The following is a 16,275-nucleotide window of genomic DNA, read 5'->3' as shown; positions in this document are numbered from 1 at the left end:
GCCGGGCAAGGATTCTTGTGGCCGAAATCGACGCGCGTTTTGAAGACGAGATGACTCCCGAGCGGAAGCAGAGGCTGGGCCGGATTCAGTTCCGATGCTGGCGGCGGGGCTTCCGCGAGGCCGACATGGTGCTGGGGCCGTTCTCGGACCAGGTGGCCCCGACCCTGACCGAGGCCGAGCTGGACGTGTTCGAGCGGCTGATTGACGAGGAAGACCAGTGGCTCTACGGCTGGATCATCGAGCGTGATCCGACGCCGCCGGAGTTCGAGACGCCGGTGATGGCCAAGGTGCGGGCCTTCATGCGCGAGCATGTGGCCGCCGAGGTCGGCAAGGGCATCGGCTGATGGATCAGCAGGTGATTGTGCGCCGGACCGACGCCGATCTGGGCGGCGCGCCGGAAGGTCTGGACGCCCTGGTCGTGGCGGAGCGGGTCAAGGCCGACGGCGGGGTCGGGGTCTTTGTCGCGCGCGACTATCAGCGAGCCGGCGGCTTTGTTCAGGCGTTCCGATTCTTCTCGCAAGATATCGAAATTCTGGAATATCCGGCCTGGGACTGTCTGCCCTATGACCGGCTGAGCCCCACGGCGGGGATCGCCGCCCAGCGGATGGCGACCCTGACGCGCCTGGCCCAGCGCAAGACCGGCGACGCGCCCGTTCTGGTGGTCACGACGGTCGGTGCGGCCATGCAGAGGACGCCGCCCCGGTCGGTGACGACCCAGGCGGGGTTCGAGACCAGGGTCGGCCGCGATCTCGATATCCAGGCGCTGGAGCGGTATTTCGCCGCCAACGGCTATGTCCGGGCCTCAACCGTGTCGGAGCGGGGCGAGTTCGCGGTGCGGGGCGGGGTGGTGGACGTCTATCCGCCGGGCTTCGAGGAGCCGGTGCGGCTGGACATGTTCGGGTCGGAACTGGAATCGATCCGCACCTTCGACCCTGAGACCCAGCGCTCGACCGGGCAGATGACGGCCGTGTCGCTGGCGCCCGTGTCGGAGGCCCTGCTGGATGCTGACGCCATATCGCGCTTCCGCACCGGCTATCTGAAGCTGTTCGGGGCGCCGGGCGACGATCCCCTGTATGCGACCATCAGCGAGGGCGCGCGGCGTCAGGGGATGGAGCAGTGGCTGCCGCTGTTCTACGAAAGCCTGGACAGCCTGTTCGACTATCTGCCGGATCAGGCGCAGGTCTTTCTGGACAATCAGGCCGAAAGCGCGCGGGCCGAGCGGTGGGATCTGATCGTCGACGCCTATGAGGCGCGGGCCGAGGCGGCCAAGGCCCAAAAGGGGAAGGGGGGAGGGCATGCGGCCGCCAATCGCGCCCTGCCGCCGCAATCCCTCTATATGGACGCCGGCGACTGGAACCAGGCCCTGGCCGGGCGGTCGGTGCGGCGGCTCACGCCCTTTACGGGCGGGGGCGAAGACGCGGGCGGACGGCTGGGACGGACCTTCGCGGCCGAGCGATCACAGGACAGCGTCAACCTGTTCGAGGCGGTCGCGGCCCATGCCGCGGCCCTGAAGGCCGAAGGCAAGCGGGTGCTGTTCGCCTCGTGGACCGAGGGCTCGTCGGAGCGCCTAGCCACCCTGCTGAGCGACCACGGCCTGGACCATATCGTCGCCGTGCGCGACTGGGCCGACGTGCTGGCGGCGCCGAAGGACCTGTATCTGCGGGGCGTCCTGCCGGTGGAGCACGGGTTCGTCACGGAGGAGGTTGCGGTCGTCTCCGAGACCGACATCCTGGGCGACCGGCTGGCGCGGCCGAGGAAGAAGCGTCGGGCCTCCAACTTCCTGGCCGAGGCCTCGGCCCTGACCACCGGCGACCTGGTGGTCCACCTGGATCACGGCATCGGGCGGTACGAGGGGCTGAAGACCCTGGACATCCAGGAGGCGCCGCACGACTGCCTGGAGCTCTTGTACGCCGGTGACAGCAAACTCTATCTGCCGGTTGAAAACATTGATCTTCTGACCCGGTACGGCACGGACGCCGACGGGGTGCAGCTGGACAGGCTGGGCGGCGCCGGCTGGCAGGCGAGGAAGGCCAAGGCCAAGGAACGGCTGCGCGCCATGGCCGAGGGTCTGATCGCCCTGGCCGCCAAGCGGGCGCTGCGCGAGACGGAGGCGGTGACGCCGGCGCCGGGCCTGTTCGCCGAATTCTGCGCCCGCTTCCCCTATGAGGAGACGGACGACCAGCTGAACGCCATCGGCGACGTGCTGGAGGACCTGGGCAAGGGCACGCCGATGGATCGCCTGATCTGCGGCGACGTGGGCTTCGGCAAGACCGAGGTGGCGCTGCGCGCCGCCTTCGTCGTGGCCATGACCGGCAAACAGGTGGCGGTGGTGGCGCCGACTACCCTGCTGGCGCGCCAGCACTACAAGACCTTCACCGAACGCTTCGCCGGCTGGCCGGTCAAGGTGCGCCAGCTGTCGCGGATGGTGACGGGCAAGGAGGCGACCGAAACGCGGGCGGGGCTGAAGGACGGCTCGGTCGAGATCGTCGTCGGCACCCATGCGGTCCTGGCCGAACAGGTCGGTTTCCGCGACCTGGGCCTGGTGATCGTGGACGAGGAGCAGCACTTCGGCGTCAAGCACAAGGAAAAGCTGAAGACCCTGCGCGCCGACGTCCATCTGCTGACCCTGACCGCAACCCCGATCCCGCGCACCCTGCAGATGGCGCTGTCGGGCATTCGCGAGATGTCGATCATCGCCACCCCGCCGGTCGATCGCCTGGCGGTGCGGACCTATGTGACGCCGTGGGACCCGGTGCTGGTGCGCGAGGCCCTGCTGCGCGAGAAATATCGCGGGGGGCAGGCCTATTATGTCGCGCCGCGCCTGAAGGACCTGCCGGACATCGAGAAATTCCTGCGCGAACAGGTGCCGGAGATCAAGTTCGTGGTCGGCCACGGCCAGATGTCGGCGACCCAGCTTGAGGAGGTGATGAGCGCCTTCTACGAGGGGGAGTACGACGTCCTGGTCTCAACCACCATCGTCGAGAGCGGACTGGATATTCCGACGGCCAACACCCTGATCGTGCACCGGGCCGACATGTTCGGCCTGGCGCAGCTGTACCAGATCCGGGGCCGGGTGGGTCGGTCCAAGGCCCGGGCCTTCGCCTATCTGACCACCGATCCGGTCAAGCCGATGACCCTGTCGGCCGAGCGGCGGTTGCAGGTGCTGCAGTCGCTGGACAATCTGGGCGCCGGCTTCCAGCTGGCCAGCCACGACCTGGACCAGCGCGGCGGGGGCAATCTGCTGGGCGACGAACAGTCGGGCCATATCCGCGAGGTCGGGGTCGAACTGTACCAGCAGATGCTGGAGGACGCGGTCGCCGAGCTGCGCGAAAAGGGCGAGGGGCTGAATGTGGATCGCGGCTGGTCGCCGTCGATCAACGTGGGCGCTTCAGTCCTGATTCCAGAGGACTACGTGCCGGATCTGAACGTCCGTCTGAGCCTGTATCGTCGCTTGTCCGACGCCGAACAGGCCGAGGATCGCGAAGCTCTGGCCGCCGAACTGATCGACCGGTTCGGACCCCTGCCGGACGAGGCGCAGCAGCTGCTGAAGATCGTTGGCATCAAGGCCAACTGCCGCCGAGCCTGTATCGAGAAGATCGACATCGGGCCGCGCGGCGCGGTGCTGACCCTGCGCGACAACAGCTTCCCCAATCCGGTCGGCCTGGTCGGGTTGATCCAGAAGAACCACGCCTTCTGGAAGATCCGGCCCGATCAGAAGATCGTCGTGACGGGGGACTGGCCGACGGCCGAGGACCGGCTGAAGGTGGCGGAGCGGATCACGGCCGATCTGGCGCGGGTGGCGGGGGCGTAAGGCCCTAGCGCACCTTGTCGAACAGGTCGGCGGAGGCGCGTTCGAGGAGAGCGGCGGCGGATTCGCCGGGGCGCATTTCGGCGGCGCCGACGTCGAATTCGGCGACGAAGGGCGAGCGGTCGGGGCCGGCGTCGAAGGCGGTGCAGCCGATGACGGCGGCGATCCGTTCGGCGGCCAGGCGAGCGGCCTCGCCGCGCGTGGCGGGCAGGGCCAGGGCGAAGACCTCCTTGGCCAGACGGGCCGGCGTATCCTCGACCCGAACCAGGCGCGAGACCATGGCGCCGATCTGGGGCATGGCCCGGTCCAGCCAGCCGCCCTGGCGCGCCCAGGTGACGGGCTCGGTCTCGCGCACCCTGAGAACGCAGACGGACAGGGAACGTTTGCGAACGCGAGACGCCTCGGCGACCCGACCCAGGTGGGCGGCGAAGAGTTCGGGCGTGAACAGGCCGGTCGAGGCGTCCATCAGGTCCAGACTGCGGACCGAATCCAGCGCCTTTCTGATGGTCAGGTGGCGGCGGTGGGCGCCGGCCATGGCCAGGACCCGCTCCGCCGTCTCCTGCTCCGGCGTTTCGGTCGAGGCGACGTCGGCGAAGCCCCGATTGAACAGTTCGTTCAGGCTGATTTCGTCGGCGCCACGCAGATAGAGCATCAGCGGGATATGATACAGGCGCGTGTTGCGCTTCATGCCTGCGGCGATCGACAGGGCGGGGGTGTGGTCCTTGGCGCCCCACAGTATGGCGGCGTCGAACAGGGTCTCATGCAGATAGTCGAAGGCGGTGTAGGGGGTGGGCGCCGCCACCACCTCGGCCCCCGCAGAGGTCAAGGCGTTGGACAGGGCCAGGAAGCGACGGTCCGCAACCCCGGCCGCCAGGATCCGCAGAGGCGCCGCCGCGCCGGGGTCGGCGGCCAGGCTGATGCCCCGCAGGCCGAAGGTGGCGACCCGCAGGTGAAACTCTTCCTCGGCGATGGCGGCGCGTCCGAGCTGTTCGAGACGCAGGGCGGCCTGGGCCGGGTGCGGCGGAACCGACATGGCGACATCTGCGCCCTCGACCGAGTCGGGGGCTGCGCCGACCACCATGATGGGCAGGCGGCGCGGTTGGGCCGCCGCGCGCAGTCGGACCGCCGCGTCCGGCGTCAGGGAATCGAAGTCGATCACGGCGGCTTCGAGCGGCAGGTCCAGAAGCGTCGCCTCAGCCGATCCGACGTCGCGGGCGGTGACGGTGGTCCAGCCAAGCGCGTCCAGGCCGGCGGCGAGCGGCCCGATACGGGCGTCATCAGCCGCCAGGATCAAAACGCGCGCGTCGAAAGCCAAGCCAGTCCCTCCCCATTGGTCGCTGGGGCCATAGCCGCATGCGAGGCGGACCACCATAGCGCGACGCATTTTATAGATGACTATCGCCTTCGCAGACCGCCCCCAAAGGCGGGTGCGTCGACAGGGCTTTTCCCCGTTCCAGAATCCTTTAAGTTTGGGGGTTTGTTGTAACGGTTGTGGGGACCGGATTGAGCGATCAGTTGACCCGATCGGTTCTGAAGGCGCCCGGATTCTGGGGCGGTCTGGCCGTGCGCGCCTTCACCCGCAGCTGGGGCCGGGACGTCATGCTCTATACGGGGGGCGTTTCCTTCTTCGCCCTTCTGGCCGTCTTCCCGGCCATCGCCATCCTGATCGGCGTCTATAAGCTGGGCCTGTCGATCAATGAGGTCAGCGCCCAGGCCGCCGCCCTGTCCGACCTGTTGCCGCGCGCGGCCCAGACCATATTTCACGACGAGATCGCCCGGCTGGCCAAGGCTTCCGCCCGGACCGTCTCGGCCCAGAGCGCCTTCGCCCTGTTCGTCGGCGCCTACGCCGCCCATCGAGGATTCAAGGCGTTGCTGGCGGGACTTAATCTCATTCACGATGAGACTGAGCCTCACGGCTTCTTCAAATTCAATCTGCTGGCCTTCTTCGTCGCCACATTCGCCTTCGCCCTGTTCACCGTCGTGTCCGGCGCCGTGGTGACGGCGCGGATTCTGGCCCATGCCGCCTCGCCGGGGGCGAGGGGGGACAATGCGGGTCTGATGCCGCTCGACGCCCTGCTGCCCGCCCTTGGCCTAGTGGTGGGGCTGACGTTGCTCTATCGCTACGCCATGAGTCACCGGACGCCGGTGGCCTGGCTGCCGTCGATCACCGGAGGGCTGGTGGCCACCCTGATGTCGGTGGTCTCATCCTGGCTCTGCGCCATCTATGTCGAACAGATCGCGCCTCTGGGAGCGACCTATGGCTCGGTCGGGGCCGTGGTGGTTTTGCTGATCTGGCTGTCCTGGAACGTCAACGCCATCTTCTACGGCGGCGCCTTCGCGACCGAGATGGAGATCGCCGCCGGGGCCGAGAGGGCGGAACAGGCGCGCAGGGCCTCCGCCGCGGCGGATGTGGTCGATCTGTCGGAACGGCGGGCCAGCCGCCGCACGCGGTCGCGGACCTAGGGTCGAAAACTCAGCCCGCTTCGACCAGAAGGCGCAGGACGCCGTCGACCTCTTCGATCGAAATCACGCGGCCCTGCTTCTGAGCCATTAGAAACGGCGCGTCGATGCGCGCCATAGGGTCGGTCGCCAGAAGGACGAAACGGGCGCCGGCCGCCGCCCCGGCCATGGCCTTTTGCAGCCTGAGGCTGGGCGCCGGGCAGCGGTGGCCTCGGGCGTCGACGACGACGGGTTCGGTCACGATGCGGCTCGCTCCGCCAACATCTCCAAGGCGACCCTGAGCGCCGCCATCCGGACCGCGTCGCGCCCCAGGTCGCCGAACCGCTCCATCCTGTGGACCAGCCCGCCCGGACCCACGGCCGCGAAATGGACCAGGCCGACCGGCTTGTCCGGGCCGCCGCCGCCCGGCCCCGCAATTCCGGTGACGGAGACGCTGACGCTCGCGTTCGACTGGGCTGCGGCGCCTTCGGCCATGGCGCGGGCCGTCGGCTCGGAGACGGCGCCGTGGGCGATCAGGGTCGCCTCCGGCACGCCCAGCATCTGTTGCTTGGCGGCGTTGCTGTAGGTGACGAAGCCGCGATCCAGAACCGCAGATGAACCGGGGACGGCCGTCAGGACGGCGGAGACCAGGCCGCCGGTGCAGCTTTCCGCCGTGGCGATCATCAGGCCCCGCTCGGCCGCGGTTGCGACGATCTGTTGCGCCAGTCGCAGGATGTCTTGTGAGAACATGCGCTTTCCATAGGCCGCGAGTCCCGCTCTAACCAGCACCATGACCGATGTGGTTCAAGCCGAAAGCGCGGCGCGCCCGAACCCTGGGCGGCTGACGCCTCTCCTGTTCGCGCTGGCCGTCTTCACCTCGGCCTGTCTGGTCTTCGTCGTTCAGCCGATGGCGACCAAGCTGATCCTGCCCAGCCTGGGCGGATCGCCGTCGGTGTGGAACGCCGCCATGGTCTTCTTCCAGACCGCGCTGCTGGCCGGCTACGGCTACGCCCACGCCCTGCAGCGCATCGGGTCGATGCGGCTTCAGGTGCTGGTTCATCTGGCGCTTCTGCTGGCCGCAGGCCTGTCTTTGCCCCTGCGGATCAGCGGCGTCCTGGGCGATCCCGATCCAAACGCGCCCACGGCCTGGCTTCTGGCGACCCTGACCCTCTCGATCGGGGCCCCCTTCGCCATTCTTTCGGCCACCGCGCCCCTGCTTCAAGCCTGGTATGCGCGGGCGCGGGCGGGCCAGGCGGACGCGAAGAACCCCTATGTCCTCTATGCCGCTTCGAACCTGGGCAGTTTTCTGGCCCTGCTGGCCTATCCGGTCCTGATCGAACCCCTGGCCAGTCTTTCGCTCCAGCGCCTGGGCTGGAGCCTGGGCTATGGTCTGTTCCTGGTGATGGTCGCCGGCCTGGGCGCCCTGGCCTGGTCCGGCCGCGGGGTCCGAACGGGTGCGGCGGCAGAGCCCGCGCCCCTGGAGGCGGGGCCGCTGATCGCCTGGCGCGAGAAGGGGTTGCTGATCCTGCTGGCGGCCGTTCCGTCGAGCCTGATGCTGGGTGTGACGGCGCATCTGTCGACCGACGTGGCCTCTGCGCCCTTCCTCTGGGTCATTCCTCTGGCCCTCTATCTGCTGACCTTTGTCATCGCCTTTCAGAACCGACCGGTCCTGCCGCTCCCCCTGACGCTGGCGATCCAGGCGGGGGTGCTGGCGGCCGGCTGCGCCCTGGTCGCCTTTCGGACCACGGAGTGGCTGTTCGTCTTCGTCGTCAATCTGACAGCCTTCTTCTTCTGCGCCCTGATGTGCCATCAGCGGATGGCCGAGCGGCGTCCTGCGCCGGGCCGGCTGACGGAATTCTATCTGCTGCTGTCGCTGGGCGGCGTCCTGGGCGGCGTCTTCAACGCCCTGATTGCGCCCCTGATCTTCAACATGGTCTGGGAATATCCGCTGGCGCTGGTCGCCGTCGGCCTTTTGCGGCCATGGGGCGAAGGCGAGGTGCGGCGATGGGAGATCATCGCCTGTGTGATCGGGGGCCTGGTCGCCCTTGCCGGACCGCTGGGTCTGGCCCTGGTGCGCTACGCCCCCGACATTCGCGCGGTCGTCCCGGACGCCGAACTGGTGCGGATCGCCCAGGCGGTGATCGGCGTCGCCGCCCTGTTCGCCTTCCTGCTGAGGGACCGGGCGATCATGTTCACCGTCGTTCTGGGAGCCATGGTCTGGTCCGGCTACCATGTCGCGCGGGGCTATGACTGGGCCCTGACGGAGCGCAGCTTCTTCGGGGTCATGCGTGTGGCCAATACCGACGTCGTGGGTCTGGGCGGACCGGTTCATGTGCTGATGCACGGCACCACCCTGCACGGCGCCCAGGCGCAGTCGGAGCCGCACCGTTGCTCGCCAACCCTCTATTACGCCACGGCCACGCCTCTGGGGCAGGCGGCCCTGACGGCCCAGGCGCGGCGGCCGGACGGCGCCCGGATCGGGGTCGTGGGCCAGGGATCGGGGGCCATGGCGGCCTATAAGCGCCGTCAGGACCAGATGAGCTTTTTCGAGATCGACCCGATGGTGGATCGTCTGTCGCGCGATCCGCGCTGGTTCAGCTTCATCAATGGTTGCGCCGAAGGACCGATCCGGACGGTGCTGGGTGACGCCCGACTGACCATGGCGCGGGAGGCCGCCGGTTCCTATGACCTGCTGATCATCGACGCCTTCAGCTCCGACGCGGTGCCGACCCATCTGCTGACCCAGGAGGCCATCGCCGGCTATCTGCGACTCTTGAAGCCGGACGGGGTGGTGGTGCTGCACCTGTCCAACCGCAATCTGGACATCACACTGCCGGCCGAGGCGGCGGCTGCGGCCCTGGGGGCGCCGGCTCTGCACCAAATTTATCGGGAACGGCCGGATGCGCCGCTGATGGTGGAATCCTCGACCGAGGCCCTGGTGATCGGCAAGAGCGAAGCGGCCCTGGCGCCCTATCGCGAAGATCCGCGCTGGCGCAGGCTGTCGCCCACGCAGGTGCGGCCGTGGACGGACGACTACGTGAACCTGTTCGGAGCCCTGGTGCGGCAGATGCGGCTGGCCGCGCGCTGAAGGCGCCGGATCAGGCCGAGACCGGCATCTCCACCGTCGCCGCAGCCTGGGCGGCCAAGCCCTCGCCTCGGCCGGTGAAGCCCAACCCTTCGGATGTGGTGGCCTTCACGCTGACGCAGTCCAGCGGCAAGGCCAGCAGATCGGCGATCCGTTCGCGCATGGCCTGACGGTGCGGCTTCACCTTCGGACGTTCGCAGATCAGGGTCACGTCAACATTGACGATGCGGCCGCCGCGCGCCGCCACCAGTTCGGCGGCGTGGATCAGAAACTGGTCGGAGGCGGCGCCCTTCCACTTCGGGTCGGTGGGGGGGAAATGATCGCCGATGTCGCCGGCGGCGATCGCTCCCAGCAGGGCGTCGGTCAAGGCGTGCAGCCCGGCGTCGGCGTCCGAATGGCCGATCAGGGTCTGATCATGAGGAATCTCGATCCCGCACAGCCAGACTGAATCGCCGGGCCCCCAGCGATGGACGTCAAAACCCGTCCCCATGCGGGTCTGGTAGCGGGTCTCTTGCGACAGCAGGGCCTCGGCCATGGTGAAATCCTCGGGATAGGTCAGTTTAATCAGCCGGGCGTCGCCGGCGACCAGGGCGATCCGGCCGCCGTGACGGCGCACCACCACCGCCTCGTCGGTCGGGGTCTCGGCCGGGTTCCAGGCGGCATAGGCCGATTCCAGGAGTCCACGCCGGAACGCCTGGGGGGTCTGAGCCCGCCAGAGGTCCTCGCGGTCCACCGCCTCGGCCATCAGCCCGTCCGATCCCCGACGCAGGCTGTCGGCGACGGGCAGGACGGGCAGGGCGCCGTCGGCCTGATCCAGGGCGGCGACCACGCGGGCGATGACGGCGGCGTCCAACAGCGGCCGGGCGGCGTCGTGGACCAGCACGGGCTGGTCGTCGGGACAGGTGAGGGCCGCCAACCCCGCGCGAACGGACTCCGCCCGCGTCGTCCCGCCGACCACGGCGCGCCACCCCGTCAGCCCGTCCAGCACCTCGGCGGCGCGATCCCAAGCGTCGGAGGCTACGACCACGACCAGCTCCTGGGCGCCGGCGTCCAGAAGCGCTTGGGCGGACCAGCGCAGAACCGGCTTTCCGCCCAGGGTCCGCCACTGTTTTTCGCCGCCGGCCCGCGTTCCGGAACCGGCCGCGACAATGATGGCTGAGAAGATCATGACGTCTTCTAGAGCGCGACGTTCAGCGGGGAAACCGTCAATCCGCCGCTGTCGCGCTTGACGAAAGGGCGCGCAATGCGGCGAAAGGCGGGAATGTCCAAGTCCTTGACCATCGGCGACGTCACCGTGCCCGGCCGCGTGCTGATGGCGCCGATGACCGGCGTCACCGATCTGCCGTTCCGCATCCTAGCCTCCAAACTGGGCGCGGCCTATGTGGCGACCGAGATGGTGGCGGCCAAGGAGCTGGCGCGGGCTCGGCCCGACGTGGTGCGGCGCGCCGCCGTCGGCGCGGGCCTGCCGCTGACCGTGATCCAGCTGGTGGGGCGCGATCCGGGGCAGATGGCCGAGGGGGCGCGCATGGCCGAACAGGCCGGGGCGGACATCGTGGATCTGAACTTCGGCTGTCCGGCCAAGGAGGTGACGGGCTCGGCCGCCGGATCGGCCCTTATGCGGACGCCTGACCTGGCCTGTCGCATCATGGAGGCCGTGGTGGGGGCCACCGGTCGTCCGGTCACGGTCAAGATGCGGCTGGGCTGGGACGACGACAGCCGAAACGCTGCGGATCTGGCGACGCGGGCCGAGGCGCTCGGGGTCAAGGCGGTGACGGTCCATGGACGAACCCGCCAGCAGTTCTATACCGGAAGGGCGGATTGGGACGCCGTAGGCGCCGTAAAGGCGGCCGTTCGCATTCCCGTCATCGTCAACGGCGACATCGTTACGCCTGAAGACGCGCGCACGGCCCTTGAGCGGTCCGGCGCCGACGGTCTGATGCTGGGACGAGGCGTCTACGGCCGGCCCTGGCTGGCGGCCCATTTGGAACAGGCTCTGAGCGGCGCGACGGCGCCCCAGGAGCCGGGGCCGGAGGCGCGGCTGGCGATCGTGAGCGACCATCTGAGGGCCTCGATCGACTTCTACGGCCTGCCGCTGGGGCTGAAGATGTTCCGCAAACATCTGGGCTGGTACATCGAACAGGCGCCCTGGCCGGCCGATCCGCAACACCGTCGCGAGGCCAAGGCAAGAATTTGCCGCCTGGACGATCCCGCGGCCGTCGAGCAGGAAATGGCGGGGCTGTGGCGGCGAAATTTACCTGACTGTTTCAATTCGGCTGTTGAAACGCCGCCACAGTTCGCGGACACTGCTGTGGCATGACGGATACGCCCTCAGCTGTGACCTCTCGCACCGACCCTTCGTCGGGCGACGAGTCGTTCTGGGGGCGTTTTGAAACCGAGCGGGCGCGGGCGGGCTTCGGTTTAGCCTACGCCTTGGCCGTCATCATCACGGCGGCGGCGGTATGGCTGGTCGCGGTGGCGCCGGGCGCCAGCGCCGGCGCTGCGCGAGGATCGGCCGGTCAGATCGTGCTGTTCGTCCTGATCGCCAATCTGATCCTGATTTCGGGTCTGGCCTTCATCGTGGGACGTCGCGTCCTGGTCCTAGCCCGCAGCACCAGCGAAGCGGGTTCGCGCCTGCACCTGCGGTTCGTGGCCCTGTTCTCGACGGTGGCGGTGATTCCGGCGGTTCTCATCGCCCTGGTCTTCGGTGTGCTCGTGACGCGGGGGGTCGATCAATGGTTCAGTCAGAACGTCCAGGCCTCGGTCGAAAACGGCGCCGTGGTCGGGCGCGCCTACATCCAGGACGTCGCCACAGCCGTCGATGCGGATCTCGTCGCGATCGCGGATCAACTGACCAGCGCACGCGGACTGTTCGACGACCGTATTCAGTTCAACGACGCCTTGGCTCAGATCGGAGACATCTTCGGCTATCCCGCGATCTATATTCTTGACGGTGATCGGGAGGTGCTGGCGCGAGCCGAAGGACCGGGGGCGCCGCCCTATCTGGCTCCGCCGCGTTCCTATCTGGAAGACGCCGTCCAGGGCGGCAAGCCGCCGACGGACGTCACCCAGCACCCCGACACCGTGCGCTCCCTGATCGCCCTGCCAGCCTATGGCGACGCCTATCTTTATCTGGTGCGGCCGCTCCAGGACGGTCTGGTGGCGCGAATGAACGCCTCGAGCCAGTCGATCCAGGCCTATCGCGAAGCCCAGGAGAGCCGCGCCCGAATTCAATCGGCCTTCATTCTCAGCTATCTGGAGACCGCCCTGCTGGTTCTGGTTGGAGCGGTCTGGCTGGGCATGTCGGCGGCCAGCAGCATTTCGGCCCCGATCGGGCGGCTGGTGAAGGCGGCCGGCCAGGTGGCGGGCGGCGACTTCAGCGCCCGGGTGGACAGCGACGGGGCGCCGGGTGAAATCGCCACCCTGTCGGAGGCCTTCAACCGCATGACGGGCGACCTTCAGGCCCAGCAGTCGGCGCTGAAGGCGGCAAGCGAAGACGCCCAGGATCGCAGCCGCTTTATCGAGACGGTGCTGTCAGGCGTCAGCGCCGGGGTGATCGGTCTGGATCGGCGCGGACGAATCTCGGCCATCAACGACAGCGCCCTGCAACTGTTGCATATCGAAGAAGCCGAGGTTCTCGGCCGTGAACTGGCGACCCTGTCGCCCGAGCTCAGCGATCTGGTCGGACGGGTCGAGGCCCATATCGAAGAGGACATCGATCTGAGCCGCGAAGGCGAGACCCTGCGTCTGCGTGTGCGCATCGAGGGCGGTCAGGGCGGAGAGATGGTGCTGACCTTCGACGACATCACCCGGCTGGTCACGGCCCAGCGCAACGCCGCCTGGCGCGACGTGGCGCGGCGTATCGCCCATGAGATCAAGAATCCCCTGACCCCGATCCAACTGTCGGCTGAAAGGCTTAGGCGGAAATACAGGGACAAGGTGGACGAGGTGGAGATCTTTGACCGCTGCACCGACACGATCATCCGCCAGGTCGGGGACATCGGCCGGATGGTGGACGAATTCTCGTCCTTCGCCCGCATGCCCGCGCCGCGTTTCGGTGCGGCCAACCCCGCCGAAATGCTGCGAGAGGCGGTGTTCGCCCAGCGGGTGGCGGCGGCGGACATCGGCGTGGACCTGATCGAACCCCTGCCCAAGACGAGCCTGCGCTGCGACGCCCGGATGGTGGGACAGGCGCTGGTCAATATCCTGAAGAACGCGGGCGAATCCGTGGCGGCGCGGCGTGCCGCCGAAGGCGCAGCGCCCGCACCCGAGGCGGCGGCCATCATCGCCTCCCTGATCATCGAGAACGAGACGGCCGTATTTGTGGTGGAGGACGACGGCGTCGGCCTTCCCGCCAAGGACCGCGATCGCCTGATTGAACCCTATGTCACCACGCGCGAGAAGGGCACGGGCCTCGGCCTGGCCATCGTCAAACGCATCTGCGAGGACCACGGCGGCGAGCTGAAGCTGGCGGACGCTGAGACCCTGCGCGGCGCGCGTGTGTGCCTGATCTTCCCCTTGAAACCCCACGGCAAGACCGGCGATGCAACGGAGCGCAAGCTCCAGAGCGTCGCCGCCGAATAAGCGAGGCAAGATGCGACCTACCGGTTCCGACATTCTGGTCGTCGACGACGAGGCGGACATCCGCGATCTGGTTTCGGGCCTGCTCGAGGATGAAGGGCACGCCGTGCGCGTGGCCGCCAACTCCGACGAGGCCCTCGCGGCGATCCGCGCACGGAAGCCGTCGCTGGCCATTCTCGACATCTGGATGCAGGGCGGCGGTCTGGACGGGCTGGAACTGCTGGAGGTGGTCAAGGAGATCGACCCCGACCTTCCGGTGGTGATGATCTCGGGCCACGGCAATATCGAGACGGCGGTGACCGCGCTGAAGCGCGGCGCCTATGACTTCATCGAAAAGCCGTTCAAGTCGGATCGGCTGGTGGTGGTGGTCGAGCGGGCGATCGAAGCAGCGACGCTGAGACGCGAGAATCGCCGTCTGCGCGCGCAGACGATGACGCCGTCCGGCCTGATCGGCCGCTCCCAGGCGGCCCAGGCCCTGCGCAGCACCATCGCCAAGGTGGCCCAGGCCAACAGCCGGGTGCTGATTTCCGGCCCGGCCGGGTCGGGCAAGGAGCTTGTGGCGCGTCAGATCCACGAAGCCAGTCCGCGCGCGCGCGCCGAGTTCGTCGCCATCTCGGCCGCCGGAATGACGCCCGAGCGATTGGATGTCGAACTGTTCGGGGAAGAGGGACAGGACGGCCGGCCGCGCAAGATCGGGGTGTTCGAGCGGGCGCACAACGGCACCCTCTATCTGGACGAGATCAGCGACATGCCGCGTGAGAGCCAGAGCCGCATCCTGCGGGTTCTGGTGGATCAGCGCTTCCGTCGAGTCGGCGGCGAACAGGACGTGCAGGTCGATGTGCGCGTCGTCACATCCACTTCGCGAGACCTGAAGACGGAGATTGCCGAAGGCCGGTTCCGTGAAGACCTGTTCCACCGCCTGAACGTCGTGCCGATCCGGGTGCCGGCCCTGTCGGAGCGGCGCGAAGACATCGCCGAACTGGTCGATTATTTCGTCGAAACCATCAGCGCTTCGCAGGGCCTGCCTCGGCGTTTGGTCGGGGAGGACGCAGTGGCGGTGCTGCAGGTCCATCCCTGGCCGGGCAACATCCGCCAGCTGCGCAACAATATCGAACGGCTGCTGATCCTGGCGACAGGCGATCCGAACGAGCCGATCACCGCCGACATGCTGCCGCAGGAGGTCGCCACCTCGAACAGCCCGTCTTCCAGCCTGGGGGCGGAGCGCACCATCGCCCTGCCGCTGCGCGAGGCGCGCGAGGTGTTCGAGCGCGAGTATCTGGCCGCCCAGATCATGCGCTTCGGCGGCAACATCTCCCGCACCGCCGCCTTCATCGGCATGGAGCGGTCGGCTCTGCATAGAAAGCTGAAGTCGCTGGGTGTCTCTCCCGCGCGAGGCGGAGATGAGGACGAGGCCGACTGATGTCCCGCGTCGCCTATGTGAATGGAACCTATCAGCCGCACGGCGAAGCCGTGGTCCATGTGGAGGATCGGGGCTTTCAGTTCGCCGACGGGGTCTATGAGGTCTGGTCCGTGTTCGACGGTCGGCTGGCGGATTTCGACGGCCATATGACGCGGCTGCATCGCAGCCTCAATGAACTGCGCATCGACATTCCCATGTCGGTCGCCGCCCTGACGCGGGTGCTGCGCGAGACGATCCGGCGCAACCGGGTGAAGAACGGCATCGTCTATCTTCAGGTGACGCGCGGCACGGCGCGGCGCGACCATCCCTTCCCCGCGCCGGGGACGCCGCCCAGCGTCATCGTCACCGCCAAGTCCATCTCGCCCGCACGGGGAGAAGCTCAGGCGAAAAAGGGCGTCGCCGTGTTGACCCAGCCCGACATCCGCTGGGGACGCTGCGACATCAAAACGGTGGGGCTCTTGCCGAACATCCTGGCCAAACAGGCGGCGCGGGAGGCCGGCGCCTATGAGGCCTGGTTCGTCGACGACATGGGCCTGGTGACCGAAGGCTCCTCGACCAACGCCTGGATCGTGGATGAGAACGGAAAGCTGCGGACCCGCGACACCCAGGCCAACATCCTGAAGGGCTGCACGCGCACCACCCTGATGACCCTGATCGAGGAACAGGGCCTCGAACTGGACGAGCGCCCCTTCAGCGTCGAGGACGTCAAGCGCGCGCGCGAAGCCTTCTTCACGGCCGCCGGCGCTTTCGTGACCCCCGCGATTTCGATCGACGGAACCAAGATCGGGGACGGCAAGCCGGGGCCGATTACGTTGAAGCTGCGGCGGCTCTATCTTGAACGCGCGCGTCGAGAGGCCATTTAGGGCGTTGCCGGGGCGGGGAGGCGCCGTCTAAGGTCGCTGCCGGCCCGTTCGGCCCCGACGCCGCTCCCATGGCGACGAACAA

The 16,275-nt window shown here is 68.1% G+C and carries 12 protein-coding genes; 8 read left to right on the top strand and 4 right to left on the bottom strand.

Features of this window, described 5'->3' with window-relative positions; all coding sequences use genetic code 11:
* The first annotated feature begins 17 nt into the window (after positions 1-17).
* Positions 18-344 carry a succinate dehydrogenase assembly factor 2 gene (locus ACW178_RS11005; protein WP_182713089.1) on the top strand — a complete coding sequence of 109 codons (327 nt, stop codon included), beginning with the start codon at positions 18-20 and terminating at the stop codon, positions 342-344.
* Positions 344-3,811, top strand: coding sequence for a transcription-repair coupling factor (gene mfd, locus ACW178_RS11000; protein WP_492024556.1), 3,468 nt, complete (start codon positions 344-346; stop codon positions 3,809-3,811). Before ACW178_RS11005 ends, mfd begins: the two co-directional genes overlap by 1 nt.
* Positions 3,812-3,815: 4 nt before the next feature.
* Here mfd and ACW178_RS10995 read toward each other — a convergent pair whose 3' ends face one another.
* Positions 3,816-5,123 carry a diguanylate cyclase domain-containing protein gene (locus tag ACW178_RS10995; protein WP_287104691.1) on the bottom strand — a complete coding sequence of 436 codons (1,308 nt, stop codon included), beginning with the start codon at positions 5,121-5,123 and terminating at the stop codon, positions 3,816-3,818.
* A gap of 284 nt (positions 5,124-5,407) precedes the next feature.
* On the opposite strand from ACW178_RS10995, the gene ACW178_RS10990 reads away from it, so the two are divergent.
* Complete coding sequence (locus ACW178_RS10990; RefSeq protein ID WP_492025054.1) at positions 5,408-6,271, top strand: YihY/virulence factor BrkB family protein; 864 nt, start codon at positions 5,408-5,410, stop codon at positions 6,269-6,271.
* A gap of 10 nt (positions 6,272-6,281) precedes the next feature.
* Here ACW178_RS10990 and ACW178_RS10985 read toward each other — a convergent pair whose 3' ends face one another.
* Both ACW178_RS10985 and ACW178_RS10980 read right to left on the bottom strand, forming a co-directional pair.
* The gene (locus tag ACW178_RS10985) at positions 6,282-6,509 is read right to left on the bottom strand and encodes a sulfurtransferase TusA family protein (RefSeq protein WP_054765913.1); all 228 of its coding nucleotides are present in this window, start codon (positions 6,507-6,509) and stop codon (positions 6,282-6,284) included.
* Positions 6,506-6,997: a CinA family protein gene (locus ACW178_RS10980; protein WP_191554049.1), complete on the bottom strand. Its 492-nt coding sequence runs from the start codon at positions 6,995-6,997 to the stop codon at positions 6,506-6,508. Before ACW178_RS10980 ends, ACW178_RS10985 begins: the two co-directional genes overlap by 4 nt.
* A 40-nt stretch (positions 6,998-7,037) precedes the next feature.
* Between ACW178_RS10980 and ACW178_RS10975 the strand changes: the two genes are divergently transcribed.
* On the top strand, positions 7,038-9,335 hold the full coding sequence (locus ACW178_RS10975) for a spermidine synthase (RefSeq protein ID WP_287104694.1): 2,298 nt from the start codon (positions 7,038-7,040) through the stop codon (positions 9,333-9,335).
* 10 nt (positions 9,336-9,345) lie between these two features.
* On the opposite strand, the gene ACW178_RS10970 is transcribed toward ACW178_RS10975, so the two are convergent.
* Positions 9,346-10,500: a bifunctional 2-C-methyl-D-erythritol 4-phosphate cytidylyltransferase/2-C-methyl-D-erythritol 2,4-cyclodiphosphate synthase gene (locus tag ACW178_RS10970; RefSeq protein ID WP_191554048.1), complete on the bottom strand. Its 1,155-nt coding sequence runs from the start codon at positions 10,498-10,500 to the stop codon at positions 9,346-9,348.
* A gap of 93 nt (positions 10,501-10,593) precedes the next feature.
* On the opposite strand from ACW178_RS10970, the gene dusB reads away from it, so the two are divergent.
* Genes dusB through ACW178_RS10950 form a run of 4 tightly spaced genes read left to right on the top strand, consistent with a single transcriptional unit; the run spans position 10,594 to position 16,193 of the window.
* Complete coding sequence (dusB, locus tag ACW178_RS10965) at positions 10,594-11,649, top strand: tRNA dihydrouridine synthase DusB (RefSeq protein ID WP_287104696.1); 1,056 nt, start codon at positions 10,594-10,596, stop codon at positions 11,647-11,649.
* The gene (locus tag ACW178_RS10960; RefSeq protein WP_492024555.1) at positions 11,646-13,913 is read left to right on the top strand and encodes a sensor histidine kinase NtrY-like; all 2,268 of its coding nucleotides are present in this window, start codon (positions 11,646-11,648) and stop codon (positions 13,911-13,913) included. The genes dusB and ACW178_RS10960 overlap by 4 nt, the downstream gene beginning before the upstream one ends.
* A gap of 10 nt (positions 13,914-13,923) precedes the next feature.
* Positions 13,924-15,330 carry a nitrogen assimilation response regulator NtrX gene (gene ntrX, locus ACW178_RS10955; RefSeq protein ID WP_287395385.1) on the top strand — a complete coding sequence of 469 codons (1,407 nt, stop codon included), beginning with the start codon at positions 13,924-13,926 and terminating at the stop codon, positions 15,328-15,330.
* A complete protein-coding gene (locus ACW178_RS10950; protein ID WP_054765906.1) occupies positions 15,330-16,193 on the top strand; it encodes a D-amino-acid transaminase in 864 nt (287 codons plus the stop codon). Before ntrX ends, ACW178_RS10950 begins: the two co-directional genes overlap by 1 nt.
* The last annotated feature ends 82 nt before the right edge of the window (positions 16,194-16,275 follow it).

This window comes from Brevundimonas sp. AVps4, assembly GCF_058681525.1.
The sequence above is the reverse complement of the archived record's forward strand: the minus strand, read 5'-3'. Positions and strand labels throughout refer to the sequence as shown.

What these genes read in the sequence shown, in the direction of transcription:
- ACW178_RS10980 (WP_191554049.1), bottom strand. Translation starts at nt 6,997, where the DNA reads ATGTTCTCACAAGACATCCTGCGACTGGCGCAACAGATCGTCGCAACC.
- mfd (WP_492024556.1), top strand. Translation starts at nt 344, where the DNA reads ATGGATCAGCAGGTGATTGTGCGCCGGACCGACGCCGATCTGGGCGGC.
- ACW178_RS10975 (WP_287104694.1), top strand. Translation starts at nt 7,038, where the DNA reads ATGACCGATGTGGTTCAAGCCGAAAGCGCGGCGCGCCCGAACCCTGGG.
- ACW178_RS10950 (WP_054765906.1), top strand. Translation starts at nt 15,330, where the DNA reads ATGTCCCGCGTCGCCTATGTGAATGGAACCTATCAGCCGCACGGCGAA.
- ACW178_RS10970 (WP_191554048.1), bottom strand. Translation starts at nt 10,500, where the DNA reads ATGATCTTCTCAGCCATCATTGTCGCGGCCGGTTCCGGAACGCGGGCC.
- ntrX (WP_287395385.1), top strand. Translation starts at nt 13,924, where the DNA reads ATGCGACCTACCGGTTCCGACATTCTGGTCGTCGACGACGAGGCGGAC.
- dusB (WP_287104696.1), top strand. Translation starts at nt 10,594, where the DNA reads ATGTCCAAGTCCTTGACCATCGGCGACGTCACCGTGCCCGGCCGCGTG.
- ACW178_RS10990 (WP_492025054.1), top strand. Translation starts at nt 5,408, where the DNA reads ATGCTCTATACGGGGGGCGTTTCCTTCTTCGCCCTTCTGGCCGTCTTC.
- ACW178_RS10960 (WP_492024555.1), top strand. Translation starts at nt 11,646, where the DNA reads ATGACGGATACGCCCTCAGCTGTGACCTCTCGCACCGACCCTTCGTCG.